This is a genomic window from Escherichia sp. 94.0001 (assembly GCF_013369155.2).
Taxonomy (GTDB): Bacteria; Pseudomonadota; Gammaproteobacteria; order Enterobacterales; family Enterobacteriaceae; genus Escherichia; species Escherichia coli_F.
The window spans coordinates 38883-57926 of record NZ_JABWMS020000025.1 but is presented as its reverse complement, the minus strand read 5'-3'; the positions used below and the strand labels follow the sequence as shown (position 1 = coordinate 57926).

The following is a 19044-nucleotide window of genomic DNA, read 5'->3' as shown; positions in this document are numbered from 1 at the left end:
AATCCGTATCTTCGAGTGCCCACACAGATTGTCTGATAAATTGTTAAAGAGCAGTGCCGCTTCGCTTTTTCTCAGCGGCGCGGGGTGTGCATAATACGCTTTCCCGCTACAGAGTCAAGCATTTTTTTTGCTTTTCTCTGTCGAGATTCTCAGGAGAACCCCGCTGACCCGGCGGCGTGTTTGCCGTTGTTCCGTGTCAGTGGTGGCGCATTATAGGGAGTTATTCCGGCCTGACAAGAGGAAATTTAAAATAATTTTCCGAATGCGCAACATTCAACCAAATCAGTCTGAAACTGCCAGTTTTTCGAGCGTTTTGAAGCCGTAACGCTGTAAAACGGGTAATAACTGTTCAGCTTCTGGCGTCATGTCCATGCAAAAGGCAATATTCGCATCGGCGGATTTTGCATCCGGGGCTTCATGTTCTAACAACCAGGCCGTTCGGCGAGCAATCGCAGCGCCTGAATCCACCAGCCGTGTTCCCTCTGGCAGTACCTGTAACAGTTCTTCTTGTAGTAGAGGGAAATGGGTACACCCCAGTACAACGGTATCTGGCGGCTCTTTCATTCTTAACCACGGGCGTAGGATACGTTTTAGTGCATCCAGAGAAATCTCTTCGCCATGCAGCTTCGCTTCAGCCAACTCAACCATCTCTGCCGAGCCCAGCATTTCTATCTGGCATTCATTAGCGAAACGCGCGATCAGCTCATGAGTATAAGAACGTTTAACTGTTCCGCGGGTTGCCAGTAATCCGACAATGCCATTAGCTGTCAGACGTGCCGCTGGCTTAATCGCCGGCACGACACCAACAACCGGGAAGTCGAACTTTTCGCGTAATGCAGGAAGTGAAACGGTACTGGCGGTGTTGCAAGCGACCACTGCCAGCGCAAGGGGATAGCGTTCTTGCACTGCGGTGACAATTGCCACCACTCGCTCAACAATAAACTCTTCGCTTTTTTCGCCATACGGGAAAGCGACGTTATCGAAAGCATAAATGTAATGGAGATCCGGTAAGAGATGCCGGATCTCGTCATAGACCGACAACCCACCGACGCCGGAGTCAAACACCAGCACGGTGGGACGTGGTTCAGAAGGTGTAGCTGCCAGACAAGGTGTATTCCCGTCCTGCAGTTTGGTAGCCATAGACTGTCTCATAATCTTTGTCGAACAGGTTGGCTATTTTACCACGAACTGTCAGGTGAGAGGTGACCGGATACGCAACCGCAAGATCCCACAAGCTCACACCGCCCATTTTCACGGTTTGATACGGCCAGGAGGAGTAATCCTTATCATAGCGAGTGCCTAAATACTGATAAGTAATACCCCAGTCGAAGTCATACAACTGCCAGTCGAGCTGGTATTTCACCTGCTGTTTAGCACGGCGTAACAACGGCGTGTCGGTAATTGCATTGCGCGCATCGACATAATCATAACTCACAGTATGCGTCAGTGGTCCGGTATCAAAATTGGCGGTCGCCTCGACGCCCTTAATTCGCGCTTTCCCTTCGTTATAGTATTTCAGGGTGTGATCATCGTAATCGATCAAGTCACTGACATCGTTACGATATCCAGAAATACGCCAGTTCACCCCAGCGGTTAAGCCTTCAAACGCGCCTTCCCACTGTTTGCTTTTCTCCGGGTCCAGATTCGGATTTCCGTAGAAGCCATACAGTTGTCCAAGATTTGGTGCCTTATAAGATGTCCCGTAGGAAGCAATGAAGCGATAACCTTCGATAAATTCCCAACCGGCGCTGGTTTGCCAGGTTCCATGACGACCAAACTGTGAGTTATCGTCGCTGCGTGCTGCGCCTTCAAAGGTAAAATCACCGACTTGTTGCAGCCCAGTCAGATAGATGCCTGTATTACGTTGATCATATCCATCCTCTACATAACCTGTACCCGGCGTTGTAGTCTGTTTCTGCCAGTCAACACCCGCACCAATACTACCGTGACCAACGATGACATTGTTTGCCCACTGGACGGTGTATTGCTTCATCTCATCGAGCGTCGCCGACGAATCATAACGACCATAATGGGGATCGTAGTTGTAATCTTTGCTATGGCTATAGCTGGTAATGAGTTGTGATTTAATCAGTTCGCCGTTATAGCGCAGCCCGGCGTCCCAACTTTGGCTATAGAGTTTACGGGTATCGACCAGTGGCGAGCCGGGAGAATAATATGCGTCATAATTGGTACGATTATCATAGCCATAGCCGCGCACAAAGCCGCTCCAGACATCAGTAAAGTTATGCTCCAGCGCACCATAAAGCGTTTTACTTAAAAAACCATCGTTATCTGTCTGCGCTTGCGTTCCGGTATTACCATAGGCAACAACATCATAACCATGAGTATGGGCATAATCGCCCAACAGCGTTACCCGTGTCTTATCTCCCAGTAGTTGCTGTGTAGAAACATCATAGTTCTGATAGCTATTGCTTCCCCACCCTGCTGAAATTTCCGTTCCGGGTTGATCGCGCGTCGTGATGATATTCACGACCCCACCTATTGCATCGGAACCATAAACAGCGGAGCGCGGCCCACGGATATATTCAACACGCTGGACAAGCGCAATAGGGAACTGGCTAAGGTCGGCAGAACCACTCACCCCCGCCAGATTCAGGCGTACGCCATCAATTAACACCAACACATGACTGGCATTTGTACCGCGAATAAAAATAGAAGAGAGTTGACCTGAACCGCCGTTTTGGGTGATATCGACACCCGGAAGACGGCGCAGCACATCATTGACCGAGGTCGACTGCCAGCGGTCGATATCCTGACGCGTCACAACGGTGGTTGGTGCAAGCACAGTGCTGCGCGGCTGTTCAAAACGGTTAGCAGTAACGACGAGAGTATCCGGGCTGGTATCCTGTGCCCAAGCGGAAAATGCCGTGACGGAACACGCCGTCAGCAGCGAAGCTTTTTTAATCATTATAAAGCATCCACAATAGAAGAAGGATGCCGCAGGCTTCATCAATATTACGCGATGATGAGAACCAGATGCGACGTTAGCCGGCAGGTCTTCGGGCTTGGAGGGGTATATAAAATACTAAGAGATGATGACTTCCCACCGGATGGCAGTGTCCGCATAACGCAATCATCGCACCTTTCCTTACCGCTGCGCGTCAGCTCCAGATTTGCACTGGATTCCCTATTAACTCACAGGACCGGCGAGTGGATGCTACAGGTTGTAACAAGTTGCTGTCCAGACGTAGCTCACAAATAGGAATACATCAAGATCTGGACATCTGATGAGCAATCCCTACAATCGCCGCGTACATTTCATTTTCAGGATACATCATGACCCCCGAACACCTTCCAACAGAACAGTATGAAGCGCAGTTAGCCGAAAAAGTGGTACGTTTGCAAAGTATGATGGCGCCGTTTTCTGACCTGGTTCCGGAAGTGTTTCGCTCGCCGGTCAGTCATTACCGGATGCGTGCGGAGTTCCGCATCTGGCACGATGGCGATGACCTGTACCACATCATTTTCGATCAACAAACCAAAAGCCGTATCCGCGTGGATAGCTTCCCCGCCGCCAGTGAACTTATCAACCAGTTGATGACGGCGATGATTGCGGGTGTGCGTAATAATCCCGTTCTGCGCCACAAGCTATTCCAGATTGATTACCTCACCACGCTGAGCAATCAGGCGGTCGTTTCCCTGCTGTACCATAAAAAGCTGGATGACGAATGGCGTCAGCAGGCGGAAGCCCTGCGTGATGCACTGCGCGCGCAGAATCTGAATGTGCATCTGATTGGTCGGGCAACGAAAACCAAAATCGCGCTGGATCAAGATTACATCGACGAACGTCTGCCGGTCGCAGGGAAAGAGATGATCTACCGTCAGGTAGAAAACAGCTTTACCCAGCCGAACGCGGCGATGAATATTCAGATGCTGGAATGGGCGCTGGACGTCACCAAAGGCTCAAAAGGCGATTTACTGGAGCTGTACTGCGGCAACGGTAACTTCTCATTAGCCCTGGCGCGCAATTTTGATCGGGTATTAGCCACCGAAATCGCCAAGCCTTCGGTCGCTGCCGCGCAATACAACATTGCCGCTAACCATATTGATAACGTCCAAATTATTCGTATGGCGGCAGAAGAATTTACTCAGGCGATGAATGGTGTGCGCGAGTTTAATCGCCTGCAAGGGATCGATTTAAAGAGTTATCAGTGCGAAACCATTTTTGTCGACCCACCGCGCAGCGGTCTGGACAGTGAAACCGAGAAAATGGTGCAGGCGTATCCACGTATTCTGTATATCTCCTGCAATCCGGAAACGTTATGCAAGAATCTGGAAACATTAAGCCAGACGCACAAGGTTGAACGTCTGGCTCTGTTTGATCAGTTCCCCTACACGCACCATATGGAGTGCGGCGTACTACTGACCGCGAAGTAAAATCTATGCCGGATGCGCCAGCATCCGGCATGATACCGATTACTCAGCAACTTCCTGCTTACGGTTACGCATCTTCGCGCCAATCCAGAACACCATAATGACGGACAGTACTGCCGGGAAGAAGTTAGAGCCGATATCCGGATATTCCGCACGAACTACCGTGCTGTACAGCAGTACGCCGAGAATAAAACAAGCAGCAGCCAGACCCGGCAAGCCTACCGGCATAGTGCGATTAAGATAACGTTGATGCAGGCAGTAAACTGTCAGCACCAGGGAAATAATGGGGAATACAGAAAATGGCACAATGGAGCTAAACAGCGCTGCGAAAGTACCATTAATCGATAAGCCAGCCACCAGCGCCAGCAGCAGCGTACCTCTATCTTGATTTGCTTGTTTCATTACTCGTCCTTCACATTTCCCGGAATAATTGCGGTTTTCTCTTGTTCACGGCGATACCAGTAATAAGCCCCTTTCGAAATCATTCGCAGTTGCAGTACCAGTCGCTCTTCTAATTGCCGACGTTGTTCGACGCCGACGTCCAACGCCTCGGCACCCGCACTGAAGACAATCGTCACCATGGCTTCGGCTTGCGCTTCAGTAAACGCACGCGGCATATGGTTTTCGAGTTCCAGATAGTCCGCAAGTTCCGCAATGAAGTGCTGAATTTCACGCGCAACGGCGGCACGAAACGCAGCGGAGGTGCCGGAGCGTTCCCGCAATAATAACCGGAAGGCGTTAGGATTATTACCGATGAACTCCATAAATGTGGAGACCGAGGTGCGGATCACACTCCCGCCTTTGGCGATACGCTGACGCGCCTGGCGCATGAGTTGGCGTAGCATTAAACCGCTCTCATCAACCATGGTCAGACCGAGTTCGTCTACGTCGCGAAAATGCCGGTAAAAAGAGGTGGGAGCAATGCCCGCTTCACGCGCCACTTCACGCAAACTCAGGCTGGCGAAGCTGCGTTCAGCACTTAATTGGCTAAATGCGGCTTCCACCAACGAACGGCGGGTTTTTTCTTTTTGTTGCGCTCTTACGCCCATCACGATGTCTGAATCCTTGCCAAAAGTACTGCTGGCACTATACCAGAGAATGAACATACTGGATTGCTCCAGTGTTGTGAATGAACCGTAACGCAATAAAACATATTTACTGCAATTCTTTGGCTGGTTCTTTTACGAACAACGGAAACCTGCCACTTAAACGGTGAGTACTGGCGATAAAAATCCAATAAAACGTTCAAGGCAAAAGTAAGAAACAGACAAAGCAAAGGCCGCTCACGATATAGCCAGATAAATGACGGGGATCAATTGGCTTACCCGCGATAAAATGTTACCATTCTGTTGCTTTTATGTATAAGAACAGGTAAGCCCTACCATGCCACATTCCTACGATTACGATGCCATAGTAATAGGTTCCGGCCCCGGCGGCGAAGGCGCTGCAATGGGCCTGGTTAAGCAAGGTGCGCGCGTCGCAGTTATCGAGCGTTATCAAAATGTTGGCGGCGGTTGCACCCACTGGGGCACCATCCCGTCGAAAGCTCTCCGTCACGCCGTCAGCCGCATTATAGAATTTAATCAAAACCCACTTTACAGCGACCATTCCCGACTGCTCCGCTCTTCTTTTGCCGATATCCTTAACCATGCCGATAACGTGATTAATCAACAAACACGTATGCGTCAGGGATTTTACGAACGTAATCACTGTGAAATATTGCAGGGGAACGCTCGCTTTGTTGACGAGCATACGTTGGCGCTGGATTGCCCGGACGGCAGCGTCGAAACACTAACCGCTGAAAAATTTGTTATTGCCTGTGGTTCTCGCCCTTATCATCCAACAGATGTTGATTTCACCCATCCACGCATTTACGACAGCGACTCAATTCTTAGCATGCACCACGAACCGCGCCATGTACTTATCTATGGTGCTGGAGTGATCGGCTGTGAATATGCGTCGATCTTCCGCGGTATGGATGTAAAAGTAGATCTGATCAATACCCGCGATCGCCTGCTGGCATTTCTCGATCAAGAGATGTCAGATTCTCTCTCCTATCACTTCTGGAACAGTGGCGTAGTGATTCGTCACAACGAAGAGTACGAAAAGATCGAAGGCTGTGACGACGGTGTGATTATGCATCTGAAGTCGGGCAAAAAGCTGAAAGCCGACTGTCTTCTCTATGCCAACGGTCGTACCGGTAATACCGATTCGCTGGCGTTACAGAACATTGGGCTGGAAACTGACAGTCGTGGACAGCTGAAGGTCAACAGCATGTATCAGACCGCACAGCCACACGTTTACGCGGTGGGCGACGTGATTGGTTATCCGAGCCTGGCGTCGGCAGCCTATGACCAGGGGCGCATTGCCGCGCAGGCGCTGGTGAAAGGCGAAGCCACCGCACATCTGATTGAAGATATCCCTACCGGTATTTACACCATCCCGGAAATCAGCTCTGTGGGCAAAACCGAACAGCAGCTGACCGCGATGAAAGTGCCATATGAAGTGGGCCGCGCCCAGTTTAAACATCTGGCACGTGCACAAATCGTTGGCATGAACGTGGGTACGCTGAAAATTTTATTCCATCGGGAAACAAAAGAGATTCTGGGCATTCACTGCTTTGGCGAACGCGCTGCCGAGATTATCCATATCGGGCAGGCGATAATGGAACAGAAAGGTGGCGGCAACACTATTGAGTACTTCGTCAACACCACCTTTAACTACCCGACGATGGCGGAAGCCTATCGGGTAGCTGCGTTAAACGGCTTAAACCGCCTGTTTTAACACTTTATCGAAATGGCCATCCATTCTTGCGCGGATGGCCTCTGCCAGCTGCTCATAGCGGCTGCGCAGCGGTGAGCCCGGACGATAAACCAGGCCAATAGTGCGGCGTGGTTCCGGCTTAATACACGGCAAATAAACAACCCCATCGCGTTTGCGCTCCGGCGGCACAGCCAGCGCAGGCAGTAAAGTGATCCCGCTACCTGCCGCCACCATGTTGCGCAGAGTTTCCAGGCTGGTCGCGCGGAAGTGTGTATCTTCATCCGCCCCGGCTTCAAAGCAGAAACCCATTGCCTGATCGCGCAAACAGTGACCATCTTCCAGCATCAGCAGTTTTTCCCCTGCCAGATCGGCCATCGGTACGCATTCGCGGTTCGCCCACGGGTGATCTTCATAGATAGCCAGCAGCATTGGTTCATCAAACAACGGCACTTCAATGAATGCTTCGCTCTCTTTCACCAGCGCGAGGATCACGCAATCGAGTTTGCCGCTGTCCAGTTGCGCCAGTAACTGGTGGGTCTGTGCTTCATGCAGATACATTTCCAGCTTTGGAAAGGTCTGGTGCAGCATCGGGATAATATGCGGTAACAGGTAAGGCCCAACCGTGGGAATCAAACCAATATGCAGCGGCCCGGACATTGTCTCACCCTGCTGGCTTGCCATCTCTTTAAGGACTTTCACCTCACGCAGCACGGTACGCGCCTGATCCACCAGCAGCATTCCCGCCTGGGTGAATAACACTTTACGGCTGGTCCGCTCCAGCAACATCACGCCCAGCTCATCTTCCAGCTTACGAATTTGCCCGCTAAGCGTCGGCTGGCTAACGTGGCAGGAGTCTGCCGCACGCCGAAAATGGCGGTGTTCAGCCAATGCCACCAGGTACTCAAGATCACGAATATTCATTATCCATCCTCCATCGCCACGATAGTTCATGGCGATAGGTAGCATAGCAACGAACGATTATCCCTATCAAGCATTCTGACTGATAATTGCTCACAGAAACGGAGCGGCACCTCTTTTAACCCTTGAAGTCAATGCCCGTTTCGAGAGTTTCTCAACTCGAATAACTAAAGCCAACGTGAACTTTTGCGGATCCCCAGGATCCGCTTTTTTTTATTCTACAGGCCCACAGCAAGAGAGCCTGATAGTAACAGTTACTCAATCCGATCTTTGACAATAAAGAAGTAACACAGCGCCCCGGTGAACGTCACACAGGCCGCGATAACCAGCGCCAGATTAAACGAGTGCGTGGTATCCACTACCCAACCGGTTACGATCGGAGCAAAGGAAGCAAAAACAAAACTGCCAAAGTTTTGAATCCCGGCGATGGAAGCCACTTTTGTTTCTGACACCATCACCTGCACCAGTCCCCATGCAGATGTTCCCGCGAAATGCACGCAGAACAGCGCCATTGAGATAAACGCTACAGCCTGGGCTGGCGAGGAGGATTGCACGACCAGCAACGTGCCTAATGCCGACATCATCAAACCGCAGACAATAGCCGTTTTACGCGTCTTCGCCAGGTCGTAGCCTTTTTTCGCCAGCCGATCGACAACAATACCGTTAACCCACATCCCGACCGCCGCCGCGAGGAAAGGAATCGCCGCCACCCAACCGGTTTTCGCCAGACTGAAGCCTTGCTCGGCTTGTAAATAACCGGGTAACCACGCGATGTAGAGCCAACCGGTATAATTGACGCCAGAGAAACCTAAAATCATCCCCCAGGTTGTCCGATGCTTAAACAGCGCCAGCCACTCGCTAAATTGTAATTGTGGACGCGGTTTAACCGGCGCGGAGAGATAGGTCCGTTCTTCGTCGGTCAGGACAAACTGCGCCCGGTTGCGATACCACGCGTACCAACAGATCCCAACCAGAATCCCCGCCACGCCGATGATGACGAACATTGCCCGCCAGCCCCATGCCAGCTGCATCAATACAAGAGCAGGAGGCGCAATAGCCTGACCGATAACGGTAGATGAGTTAAAAATCCCCAGCGCCGTGCCGCGTTCTTTTTGCGCATACCAGTCGGTGATCGACTTTACTCCCGCAGGCATAAATGGCGCTTCGCCAATACCCAGACCGATACGCATTAAAATAAAGTGGCTAAAAGAATTAACCATTCCTGTTAATGCCTGCATTAATGACCAGAATATTAAGCCTGCGCCTAAAACTATTCGTGGGCCAAAGCGGTCTAGCAAAATACCGGAAGGGAGTTGTGAAAAACCATAAGACAGAGAAAATGCAGAAAGCAAAACGCCAAATTCTGTCGCCGATAATCCTAACTCGCCACGAATCGCTTCGCCTGCCACGCTCAATGACGAACGGTCGAGGAAATTAACGATCCCCGCCATAAATAATAAAACCAGCGTTACTGTCTGAATACGACGAATCCGTTGCGGTTTATTACCCGCAACACTGGTTGACACATCAACGTCCATTTTTAGCTCCTTGAGCGGAATTAATCGATTTGATGACTATTCAGAAAATAATTAAGCGAACCGTTATTACCAGTTCCACAATGTGCCATCTTCCAGTCGTGCGACGGGGAGATACGCCGGGTCATACGGATATTTCGCCGCCAGTTTCTCATCGAAAGAAATACCCAGCCCCGGTTCATCGCCTGGGTGCATATAACCTTCATCGAAGCGCCAGCTGTGCGGGAAGACTTCAAGCATTTGTTCGGAATAGCCCATGTACTCCTGAACGCCAAAGTTTGGCACCCAGAGGTCAAAATGCAGCGCCGCCGCATGACAAACAGGCGATAAATCTGAAGGGCCATGCGAACCGGTACGTACCTGATAAAGCGATGCAAAATCGGCAATCCGTCGCATCCCGGTAATGCCGCCTGCATGGGTAATCGTCGTGCGAATATAGTCAATCAGCTGCTCTTCGATTAACTGCTTGCAGTCCCAGATACTGTTAAACACTTCACCGACCGCAATCGGCGTCACGGTATGCTGGCGAATCAGACGAAAACATTCCTGGTTCTCGGCAGGCGTCGGATCTTCCATCCAGAACAGGCGGTAATCCTCAATGCTCTTCCCAAAGCGCGCCGCTTCGATAGGAGTCAGGCGATGGTGCATGTCATGCAACAGATGTTCGTTAAAACCGAACTTATTACGCACCGCTTCAAATAACTTCGGTGTAAAATCGAGATACTTTTCTGAAGACCACAACTGCTCTTCCGGCCACAGGCCTTTGGTTGCCGGTTCATACGCCAGTCCTTTGCCCTTCGCCAGGCCATAAGTGGTTTGCATACCCGGTACACCGCACTGCACACGAATCGCCTTAAAGCCCATCTGCTGGTGCTTTGCATAGTCTTCAAGGACTTCATCAATCGTGCGCCCGGTGGTGTGGCAATAAACCATCACGCCTTCACGAGAAGCCCCACCAAGCAGTTGATACAATGGCATATTTGCCGCTTTGGCTTTGATATCCCACAACGCCATATCAATGGCAGAAATGGCCGACATCGTGACGGGGCCACGTCGCCAGTAAGCACCTTTATAAAAGAATTGCCAAATATCTTCGATACGGCTGGCATCGCGGCCAATTAATTGTGGACAAAGATGATCTTTCAGATAAGAAGCGACCGACAATTCGCGACCATTTAATGTGGCATCTCCCAATCCACAAAGTCCGCTTGCAGTGGTTATTTTAAGCGTAACGAAATTACGTCCTGGGCAAGTAACAAAAACATCTGCAGCAATAATTTTCATTATTGCAATCTCCTGTGTTGTAAATAGACGCTTCAAACTTAATTTTACGCCTACTACCATACAAGAGAGAAAGAGCGATTATTCAACCGTGATCACATTAAAAATAAAAATTTCCGCCGAGGAGAAAAAACACCCTCAACAACCACCTGAATAATTAACCATCATCGTTAAAACAACACGTTAAATAATCACATAACAAACTCCATTAATCATTAAAAATGAGCGCAGCAATAGAAATGAATTATATTCAATTAATTAAAATATGTATTGATTGATGTATTGAAAATATGATTTTCATGGGGAGAGTGAAGGTAAAGAAGACGCAAGAATAAAAAGGAATATGACAAATAATAGTTCTGGTTGGGCGTTAAATTTAAGGTCACCAGAATGCTGACAAATTTCTGCCTGAGGCAGTCCGCCTACGTAGTGTCGCTACTTTATAGGCGTGGTAAGCTCCCCATTTTCAGGGGAGCAATATAAACCAATTACTCCAATCGCGCCTGCGCAAAAGCAATCGCCTGCGCCACCTGCTGCGGGGAGACGCCGCCTTTTGCTGCACGCTTGTCGAGGCACGATTGCAGCGACAGAATCGGATAGACATCTTCGCCAATCACCTCGCTGAATTGCTGCAACTCGACGAGCGGCAGATCTTCCAGCGGTTTGCCCTGACGAATGGCTTCCACCACCGCTTCACCAACAATATGGTGCGCCTCGCGGAACGGCACACCTTTCGCCACCAGGTAATCCGCCAGTTCAGTGGCGTTCGCATACCCCTGCTGCGCCGCTTCCTGGCAACGTGGGCGTTTCACCTGAATCCCGTCCAGCACCAGCGCCGCCATATGCAGGCAGTCCAGCCAGGTATCGAGCGCGTCGAACAGACCTTCTTTGTCTTCCTGCATATCTTTGTTATAGGCCAACGGCAGACCTTTCAGCGTCATCATCATGCCGGTCAACGCGCCCTGAACACGACCGCATTTACCGCGAATCAACTCCAGCGCATCCGGGTTTTTCTTCTGCGGCATTAATGATGAACCGGAAGTAACACGATCAGAAAGCTCCACAAAACCCGCTTCGCCGGTGTTAAAGAAAATCAGATCTTCGGCAAAACGCGACAAATGCACCATACCGATAGCGGCGGCAGAAAGCAGTTCCAGCACGTGGTCGCGGTCAGAAACGCTGTCGAGACTGTTACGGGTCGCCGAGGCAAAGCCCAGCCAGCCTGCTAACTGTTCACGGTCGATTTCATAGGCCGTTCCCGCCAGTGCGCCACAGCCTAACGGGCTGACATCCAGACGCTTAAGCGCATCCTGCAAACGGCTTTCATCACGCGCCAACATCTCAACATACGCCAGGCACCAGTGCGCGAACGTCACCGGCTGGGCGCGTTGCAGGTGAGTGTAACCTGGCATTACCGCGTCCTGATTGTTTTGTGCGGTTTCCACCAGCGCCGATTGCAGCTGCCGGTTAGCCGTCAGCAACTCGCTAACGGTATCTTTGCACCACAGTTTCAGGTCAGTCGCTACCTGATCATTACGGCTACGCCCGGTATGCAATTTTTTGCCTAACTGGCCCACTTTGTCGATCAGTTTGCCTTCCACCCAGCTATGGATATCTTCGGCGTCGCTTTCAAGAATTTGTTGTGGCCTGGCGCGAACATCTTCCAGCAGCACATTGAGCGCCTCTTCCAGTTGCACCTGTTCTTCTGCGGTTAACACGCCTACCGTTACCAGCGCTTTGGACCAGGCCACAGAGCCAACAATATCCTGCTCCGCCAGACGGTAATCAAAGCGCAGTGAGTCGTTGAATTGTTTAAACCGTTGATCTGCTGCCTGGGTAAAACGCCCGCCCCAAAGTGCCATAACTCTGTTTCCTTATTTTGAAATTCAATGCCAGAAAGCTACGTCTCCGGCCAACAAAACTTAAGCTAAAATCCGCGTACCCATCGGCATACCGTTAAACAGTGCCGGAAGCTGTTCCGCATGACGCCAGGAGGCAATATCTACCGGGCGACCCAGCGTGCGCGCAGCGTCCAGCGCCGCGTTCACTTTCACTATCATGCCGTCAGTAATAATGCCCTGCTCAATCAGTTGTTCTGCTTTCGCTGCGGTCATTTCGGCAATACGTTGCCCTTTGCCGTCGAGAATACCGCTGACATCAGAGAGCAAAATCAGATCCGCGCCCAGCGTTGCCGCCAGCGCCGTCGCCGCCTGGTCAGCATTGACGTTCATCAGTTGCCCTTCGTCCGTTACGCCAATGGAGCTGACCACTGGTAGATAACCGTTTTCCAGCAACGTGTTGATAAGCTTAGGCGAACCTGGCTGCGCCAGTCCAACATGGCCTAACTCTTCATCGAGCTGGGTCACTTTTACGCTGTCGCCGTCACCGAGAAACAAACCTACGGCTGCAATCTGATGTTTCTTCGCCCATGCCAGCAGGGTTTTATTTGCCGTTCCCGCCAGCGCTCCGGTGATAATGTCTATCTGATCCGCAGGCGTCACCCGCAGGCCGTTTTTCTTTTTCACCGGCAGATTCAGTCCTTTCATCAGCTCATCCACCACGCAGCCGCCGCCGTGGACAATCACCAGCGGACGCTGATGTGACTCGCGATAATTCACCAGGGCGCTAAACAGACGTTCCAGCGCCTCTTCACTATCCAGCAGTACGCCGCCCAGTTTGATAATTAATGGATTCATCATTGCACCCCTAAATAAGAGACTGCGTTTCCGCATAGCCGAAACGAATATTGGCGCACTGTACCGCTTGTGCTGCCGCGCCTTTCAATAAGTTGTCTTCGGTCGCCACAATAATCAGATGTTCCCCCTGAACGGCAAAACCGATATCGCAGAACGGCAGCCCGACGACATTTTTCAGCGCCGGAACGCCTTTGTCATACAGCCGCACCAGCGGTTTATGGGCATACGCCTGCTGTAACGCTTGCGCGACTTGCGCCTGGGTCACACCCGGTTTCAGGCGGCAGGTAATGGTTTCGAGAATGCCGCGCGGGAAATTGCCCAGATGCGGGGTAAAAATAACGTCAGCACCGAGGTGTGTGGCGATCTCTGGTTGATGGCGATGAGTAAAGACACCATACGGTTGCAGGCTAACTTCACAAAAACTATTTGAAATCGCGGCCTTACGTCCTGCTCCGCTCACACCACTGGTGGCGTTGATAACCGGCCACTGATTGAGGTCAAGAAGATCGGCATCAATCAACGGTTTCAGCGCCAATTGCGCCGCCGTCGGATAACAGCCAGGCACCGCAATTAAGTTCGCTTCTTTTAATTTATGACCGCACCACTCCGCCAGACCGTAAGCTGCCTGTTCCAACAGTTCCGGGTATTGATGGCTAAAGCCGTAATATTTTTCATAGAAGGTGGCGTCGTTAACACGAAACGCGCCGGAAAGGTCGAACACCACACAGCCCGCTTCAAGAAATTGTGGCGCTAAATCGTGACTAACTTCATGGGCAGTAGCAAGAAACACCACGTCCACCCCTGGGCTAAACTCACTGATATCCGACATCGGCTGCAACGGCAGATCAACGATGCCTTTTAGCTGCGGATGCAAATCGGAGATTAACTTTCCCGCATCATTGCTTTGCGCTGAAACAGTCAAAGCGGTTATGTTCATATGCGGATGGCGATTTACATAGGTCACTAGCTCTGCGCCAGCGTAACCGCTGGCACCCACAATCAGCGTATTCAACATCGGGGCTATTCACCTTCTTATGTCTGGTTGCCTGGTTAAACGTAAAACATTCACCTTACGGCGGGTGGGTTTTATTACGCTCAACGTTAGTGTATTTTTATTCACAAATACTGCATGAATATTGATACTATCATGACCAGAGGTGTGTCAACAATGAAAAACAAATTACCGCCATTTATCGAGATTTACCGTGCTCTGATTGCCACACCTTCAATAAGCGCCACGGAAGAGGCACTCGATCAAAGCAATGCAGATTTAATCACTCTGCTGGCGGACTGGTTTAAAGATTTGGGCTTCAATGTGGAAGTGCAGCCCGTGCCGGGAACTCGCAACAAATTTAATATGCTAGCCAGTTGCGGACAGGGAGCTGGCGGTTTGCTGCTGGCGGGGCATACCGATACGGTGCCATTTGATGACGGCCGCTGGACGCGCGATCCGTTTACGCTGACAGAGCATGACGGCAAGCTTTACGGCTTAGGCACCGCCGACATGAAAGGCTTTTTTGCGTTTATCCTCGATGCACTACGCGATGTCGACGTCACGAAACTGAAAAAACCACTCTACATTCTCGCAACTGCCGATGAAGAGACCAGTATGGCAGGAGCGCGTTATTTTGCCGAAACTACCGCCCTGCGCCCGGATTGCGCCATCATTGGCGAACCGACGTCGCTGCAACCGGTACGCGCGCATAAAGGCCATATCTCGAACGCCATCCGTATTCAGGGCCAGTCGGGGCACTCCAGCGATCCAGCACGCGGAGTTAACGCGATCGAATTGATGCACGACGCCATCGGGCATATTTTGCAATTGCGCGATAACCTGAAAGAACGTTATCACTACGAAGCATTTACCGTGCCATACCCTACGCTCAACCTCGGGCATATTCACGGTGGCGATGCATCTAACCGTATTTGCGCTTGCTGTGAGTTGCATATGGATATTCGTCCGCTGCCAGGCATGACACTCAATGAACTTAATGGTTTGCTCAACGATGCATTGGCTCCGGTGAGCGAACGCTGGCCGGGTCGTCTGACGGTCGACGAGCTGCATCCACCGATCCCTGGCTATGAATGCCCACCGAATCATCAACTGGTTGAAGTGGTTGAGAAATTGCTCGGAGCAAAGACCGAAGTAGTGAACTACTGTACCGAAGCGCCGTTTATTCAGACGTTATGCCCGACGCTGGTGCTGGGACCTGGCTCAATTAATCAGGCTCATCAGCCTGATGAATATCTGGAGACGCGGTTTATCAAGCCCACCCGCGAACTGATCACCCAGGTGATTCACCATTTCTGCTGGCATTAAAACGTAGTCCGGATAAGGCGCTCGCGCCGCATCCGGCACTGTTGCCAAACTCCAGCGCCGCAATAATGTCGGATGCGATGCTTGCGCATCTTATCCGACCTACACCTTTGGTGTTACTCGAGGCGATTTTTTAACATTTCCATAAGTTACGCTTATTTAAAGCGTCGTGAATTTAATGGCGTAAATTCCTGCTATTTATTCGTTTGCTGAAGCGATTTCGCAGCATTTGACGTCATCGCTTTTACGTGGCTTTATAAAAGACGACGAAAAGCAAAGCCCGAGCATATTCGCGCCAATGCGACGTGAAGGATACAGGGCTATCAAACGATAAGATGGGGTGTCTGGGGTAATATGAACGAACAATATTCCGCATTGCGTAGTAATGTCAGTATGCTCGGCAAAGTGCTGGGGGAAACCATCAAGGATGCGTTGGGAGAACACATTCTTGAACGCGTAGAAACTATCCGTAAGTTGTCCAAATCTTCACGCGCTGGCAATGATGCTAACCGCCAGGAGTTGCTCACCACTTTACAAAATTTGTCGAACGACGAGCTGCTGCCCGTTGCGCGTGCGTTTAGTCAGTTCCTGAACCTGGCCAACACCGCTGAGCAATACCACAGCATTTCGCCGAAAGGCGAAGCTGCCAGCAACCCGGAAGTGATCGCCCGCACCCTGCGTAAACTGAAAAACCAGCCGGAACTGAGCGAAGACACCATAAAAAAAGCAGTGGAATCGCTGTCGCTGGAACTGGTCCTCACGGCTCACCCAACCGAAATTACCCGTCGTACGCTGATCCACAAAATGGTGGAAGTGAACGCCTGCTTAAAACAGCTCGACAACAAAGATATCGCCGACTACGAACATAACCAGCTGATGCGCCGCCTGCGCCAGTTGATCGCCCAGTCATGGCATACCGATGAAATCCGTAAGCTGCGCCCAAGCCCGGTAGATGAGGCCAAATGGGGCTTTGCCGTAGTAGAAAACAGCCTGTGGCAAGGCGTACCGAATTACCTGCGCGAACTGAACGAACAACTGGAAGAGAACCTCGGCTACAAACTACCCGTCGAATTTGTTCCGGTGCGTTTTACCTCGTGGATGGGCGGCGACCGCGACGGAAACCCGAACGTCACTGCCGATATCACCCGCCACGTCCTGCTGCTCAGCCGCTGGAAAGCCACCGATCTGTTCCTGAAAGATATTCAAGTTCTGGTTTCTGAACTGTCGATGGTTGAAGCAACTCCGGAACTGCTGGCGCTGGTCGGCGAAGAAGGTGCCGCAGAACCGTATCGCTATCTGATGAAAAACCTGCGTTCCCGCTTGATGGCGACACAGGCATGGCTGGAAGCGCGCCTGAAAGGTGAAGAAGTACCAAAACCAGAGGGTCTGCTGACGCAGAACGAAGAACTGTGGGAGCCGCTCTACGCTTGCTACCAGTCCCTTCAGGCGTGTGGCATGGGTATTATTGCCAACGGCGATCTGCTCGACACCCTGCGCCGCGTGAAATGTTTCGGTGTACCGCTGGTCCGTATTGATATCCGTCAGGAGAGCACCCGTCATACCGAAGCGCTGGGCGAACTGACCCGCTACCTCGGCATCGGCGACTATGAAAGCTGGTCAGAGGCCGACAAACAGGCGTTCCTGATCCGCGAACTGAACTCCAAACGCCCTCTTCTGCCGCGTAACTGGCAACCGAGCGCCGAAACGCGCGAAGTACTTGATACCTGTCAGGTAATTGCTGAAGCACCGCAAGGTTCCATTGCCGCCTACGTGATCTCGATGGCAAAAACGCCGTCCGACGTACTGGCTGTACACCTGCTGCTGAAAGAAGCGGGTATTGGATTTGCGATGCCGGTTGCACCGCTGTTTGAAACCCTTGATGACCTGAACAACGCCAACGATGTCATGACCCAGTTGCTCAATATCGACTGGTATCGCGGCCTGATTCAGGGCAAACAGATGGTGATGATTGGCTATTCCGACTCAGCAAAAGATGCGGGGGTGATGGCGGCTTCCTGGGCGCAATATCAGGCACAGGATGCATTAATCAAAACCTGCGAAAAAGCGGGTATTGAACTGACGCTGTTCCACGGCCGCGGCGGTTCCATTGGTCGCGGCGGCGCACCTGCCCATGCGGCGCTGCTGTCACAACCGCCAGGAAGCCTGAAAGGCGGCCTTCGCGTGACCGAACAGGGCGAGATGATCCGCTTTAAATATGGTCTGCCAGAAATCACCGTTAGCAGCCTGTCGCTGTACACCGGGGCAATTCTGGAAGCCAACCTGCTGCCACCGCCGGAGCCGAAAGAGAGCTGGCGTCGCATTATGGATGAACTGTCAGTCATCTCCTGCGATCTCTACCGTGGCTACGTACGTGAAAACAAAGATTTTGTGCCGTACTTCCGCTCCGCTACGCCGGAACAAGAGCTGGGCAAACTGCCGTTGGGTTCACGTCCGGCGAAACGTCGCCCGACCGGCGGCGTCGAGTCACTGCGCGCCATTCCGTGGATTTTTGCCTGGACACAAAACCGCCTGATGCTCCCCGCCTGGCTGGGTGCAGGTACGGCGCTGCAAAAAGTGGTCGAAGATGGTAAGCAGAGCGAACTGGAAGCCATGTGCCGCGACTGGCCATTCTTCTCGACGCGTCTCGGCATGCTGGAGATGGTCTTCGCCAAAGCAGACCTGTGGCTGGCGGAATACTATGATCAACGTCTGGTAGACAAAGCATTGTGGCCGTTAGGTAAAGAGTTACGTAATCTGCAAGAAGAAGACATCAAAGTGGTGCTGGCGATTGCCAACGATTCTCACCTGATGGCCGATCTGCCGTGGATTGCGGAGTCTATTCAGCTGCGAAATATTTACACCGACCCACTGAACGTATTGCAGGCCGAGTTGCTGCACCGCTCCCGCCAGGCAGAAAAAGAAGGCCAGGAACCGGATCCTCGCGTCGAGCAAGCGTTAATGGTTACTATTGCCGGGATTGCGGCAGGTATGCGTAATACCGGCTAATCTTCCCCCCTCCTGCAAACCCTCGTGCTTTTGCGCGAGGGTTTTCTGAAATACTTCTGTTCTAACACCCTCGTTTTCAATATATTTCTGTCTGCATTTTATTCAAATTCTGGATATCCCTTCAGATATCCTT

At 51.5% G+C, this 19044-nt stretch carries 14 protein-coding genes and 1 riboswitch; of the genes, 4 read left to right on the top strand and 10 right to left on the bottom strand.

Annotation, left to right across the window (positions count from 1 at the left end; translation table 11 throughout):
* Nucleotides 1-282: 282 nt before the first annotated feature.
* A complete protein-coding gene (gene murI, locus HEN33_RS13605) occupies nucleotides 283-1140 on the bottom strand; it encodes a glutamate racemase (protein ID WP_176263044.1) in 858 nt (285 codons plus the stop codon).
* On the bottom strand, nucleotides 1085-2929 hold the full coding sequence (btuB, locus tag HEN33_RS13600) for a TonB-dependent vitamin B12 receptor BtuB (RefSeq protein ID WP_176263045.1): 1845 nt from the start codon (nucleotides 2927-2929) through the stop codon (nucleotides 1085-1087). Before btuB ends, murI begins: the two co-directional genes overlap by 56 nt.
* A gap of 65 nt (nucleotides 2930-2994) precedes the next feature.
* A riboswitch (cobalamin riboswitch) is annotated at nucleotides 2995-3184 on the bottom strand.
* 113 nt (nucleotides 3185-3297) lie between these two features.
* Between btuB and trmA the strand changes: the two genes are divergently transcribed.
* Nucleotides 3298-4398, top strand: a complete 1101-nt coding sequence (gene trmA, locus HEN33_RS13595; protein WP_000187026.1) for a tRNA (uridine(54)-C5)-methyltransferase TrmA — start codon at nucleotides 3298-3300, stop codon at nucleotides 4396-4398.
* Nucleotides 4399-4437: 39 nt separating this feature from the next.
* On the opposite strand, the gene HEN33_RS13590 is transcribed toward trmA, so the two are convergent.
* Together HEN33_RS13590 and fabR are read right to left on the bottom strand one after the other, a co-directional pair.
* Nucleotides 4438-4797, bottom strand: coding sequence for a YijD family membrane protein (locus HEN33_RS13590; RefSeq protein ID WP_000806411.1), 360 nt, complete (start codon nucleotides 4795-4797; stop codon nucleotides 4438-4440).
* On the bottom strand, nucleotides 4797-5447 hold the full coding sequence (gene fabR, locus HEN33_RS13585) for an HTH-type transcriptional repressor FabR (RefSeq protein ID WP_001309117.1): 651 nt from the start codon (nucleotides 5445-5447) through the stop codon (nucleotides 4797-4799). Before fabR ends, HEN33_RS13590 begins: the two co-directional genes overlap by 1 nt.
* Before the next feature lie 331 nt (nucleotides 5448-5778).
* On the opposite strand from fabR, the gene sthA reads away from it, so the two are divergent.
* Nucleotides 5779-7179, top strand: coding sequence for a Si-specific NAD(P)(+) transhydrogenase (gene sthA / locus HEN33_RS13580; RefSeq protein WP_001120810.1), 1401 nt, complete (start codon nucleotides 5779-5781; stop codon nucleotides 7177-7179).
* Here the strand turns inward: sthA and oxyR are convergent.
* From oxyR to argC, 6 genes are all read right to left on the bottom strand, one after another.
* A complete protein-coding gene (gene oxyR / locus HEN33_RS13575; protein WP_001025939.1) occupies nucleotides 7162-8079 on the bottom strand; it encodes a DNA-binding transcriptional regulator OxyR in 918 nt (305 codons plus the stop codon). The genes sthA and oxyR overlap by 18 nt on opposite strands.
* 251 nt (nucleotides 8080-8330) lie before the next feature.
* The gene (locus tag HEN33_RS13570; protein WP_000382176.1) at nucleotides 8331-9614 is read right to left on the bottom strand and encodes an MFS transporter; all 1284 of its coding nucleotides are present in this window, start codon (nucleotides 9612-9614) and stop codon (nucleotides 8331-8333) included.
* A gap of 66 nt (nucleotides 9615-9680) precedes the next feature.
* On the bottom strand, nucleotides 9681-10895 hold the full coding sequence (gene manD, locus HEN33_RS13565; RefSeq protein WP_000690928.1) for a D-mannonate dehydratase ManD: 1215 nt from the start codon (nucleotides 10893-10895) through the stop codon (nucleotides 9681-9683).
* A 485-nt stretch (nucleotides 10896-11380) separates the two neighbouring features.
* Entirely contained in the window at nucleotides 11381-12754 is a 1374-nt protein-coding gene (gene argH / locus HEN33_RS13560) for an argininosuccinate lyase (protein WP_176263046.1), read from the bottom strand.
* 60 nt (nucleotides 12755-12814) lie between these two features.
* The gene (argB, locus tag HEN33_RS13555) at nucleotides 12815-13591 is read right to left on the bottom strand and encodes an acetylglutamate kinase (protein WP_001362445.1); all 777 of its coding nucleotides are present in this window, start codon (nucleotides 13589-13591) and stop codon (nucleotides 12815-12817) included.
* 7 nt (nucleotides 13592-13598) lie between these two features.
* Nucleotides 13599-14603: an N-acetyl-gamma-glutamyl-phosphate reductase gene (gene argC, locus HEN33_RS13550; RefSeq protein ID WP_176263047.1), complete on the bottom strand. Its 1005-nt coding sequence runs from the start codon at nucleotides 14601-14603 to the stop codon at nucleotides 13599-13601.
* Between the two features lie 153 nt (nucleotides 14604-14756).
* Here argC and argE point away from each other — a divergent pair, with 153 nt between their 5' ends.
* Nucleotides 14757-15908, top strand: coding sequence for an acetylornithine deacetylase (gene argE, locus HEN33_RS13545; RefSeq protein ID WP_001295506.1), 1152 nt, complete (start codon nucleotides 14757-14759; stop codon nucleotides 15906-15908).
* Between the two features lie 351 nt (nucleotides 15909-16259).
* Nucleotides 16260-18911, top strand: coding sequence for a phosphoenolpyruvate carboxylase (gene ppc / locus HEN33_RS13540; protein ID WP_001005598.1), 2652 nt, complete (start codon nucleotides 16260-16262; stop codon nucleotides 18909-18911).
* Nucleotides 18912-19044 lie beyond the last annotated feature (133 nt).

Excerpts from the sequence above, each read along its gene's own strand:
- murI (WP_176263044.1), bottom strand. The coding sequence starts at position 1,140 with ATGGCTACCAAACTGCAGGACGGGAATACACCTTGTCTGGCAGCTACA.
- btuB (WP_176263045.1), bottom strand. The coding sequence starts at position 2,929 with ATGATTAAAAAAGCTTCGCTGCTGACGGCGTGTTCCGTCACGGCATTT.
- trmA (WP_000187026.1), top strand. The coding sequence starts at position 3,298 with ATGACCCCCGAACACCTTCCAACAGAACAGTATGAAGCGCAGTTAGCC.
- HEN33_RS13590 (WP_000806411.1), bottom strand. The coding sequence starts at position 4,797 with ATGAAACAAGCAAATCAAGATAGAGGTACGCTGCTGCTGGCGCTGGTG.
- sthA (WP_001120810.1), top strand. The coding sequence starts at position 5,779 with ATGCCACATTCCTACGATTACGATGCCATAGTAATAGGTTCCGGCCCC.
- oxyR (WP_001025939.1), bottom strand. The coding sequence starts at position 8,079 with ATGAATATTCGTGATCTTGAGTACCTGGTGGCATTGGCTGAACACCGC.
- HEN33_RS13570 (WP_000382176.1), bottom strand. The coding sequence starts at position 9,614 with ATGGACGTTGATGTGTCAACCAGTGTTGCGGGTAATAAACCGCAACGG.
- manD (WP_000690928.1), bottom strand. The coding sequence starts at position 10,895 with ATGAAAATTATTGCTGCAGATGTTTTTGTTACTTGCCCAGGACGTAAT.
- argH (WP_176263046.1), bottom strand. The coding sequence starts at position 12,754 with ATGGCACTTTGGGGCGGGCGTTTTACCCAGGCAGCAGATCAACGGTTT.
- argB (WP_001362445.1), bottom strand. The coding sequence starts at position 13,591 with ATGATGAATCCATTAATTATCAAACTGGGCGGCGTACTGCTGGATAGT.
- argC (WP_176263047.1), bottom strand. The coding sequence starts at position 14,603 with ATGTTGAATACGCTGATTGTGGGTGCCAGCGGTTACGCTGGCGCAGAG.
- argE (WP_001295506.1), top strand. The coding sequence starts at position 14,757 with ATGAAAAACAAATTACCGCCATTTATCGAGATTTACCGTGCTCTGATT.
- ppc (WP_001005598.1), top strand. The coding sequence starts at position 16,260 with ATGAACGAACAATATTCCGCATTGCGTAGTAATGTCAGTATGCTCGGC.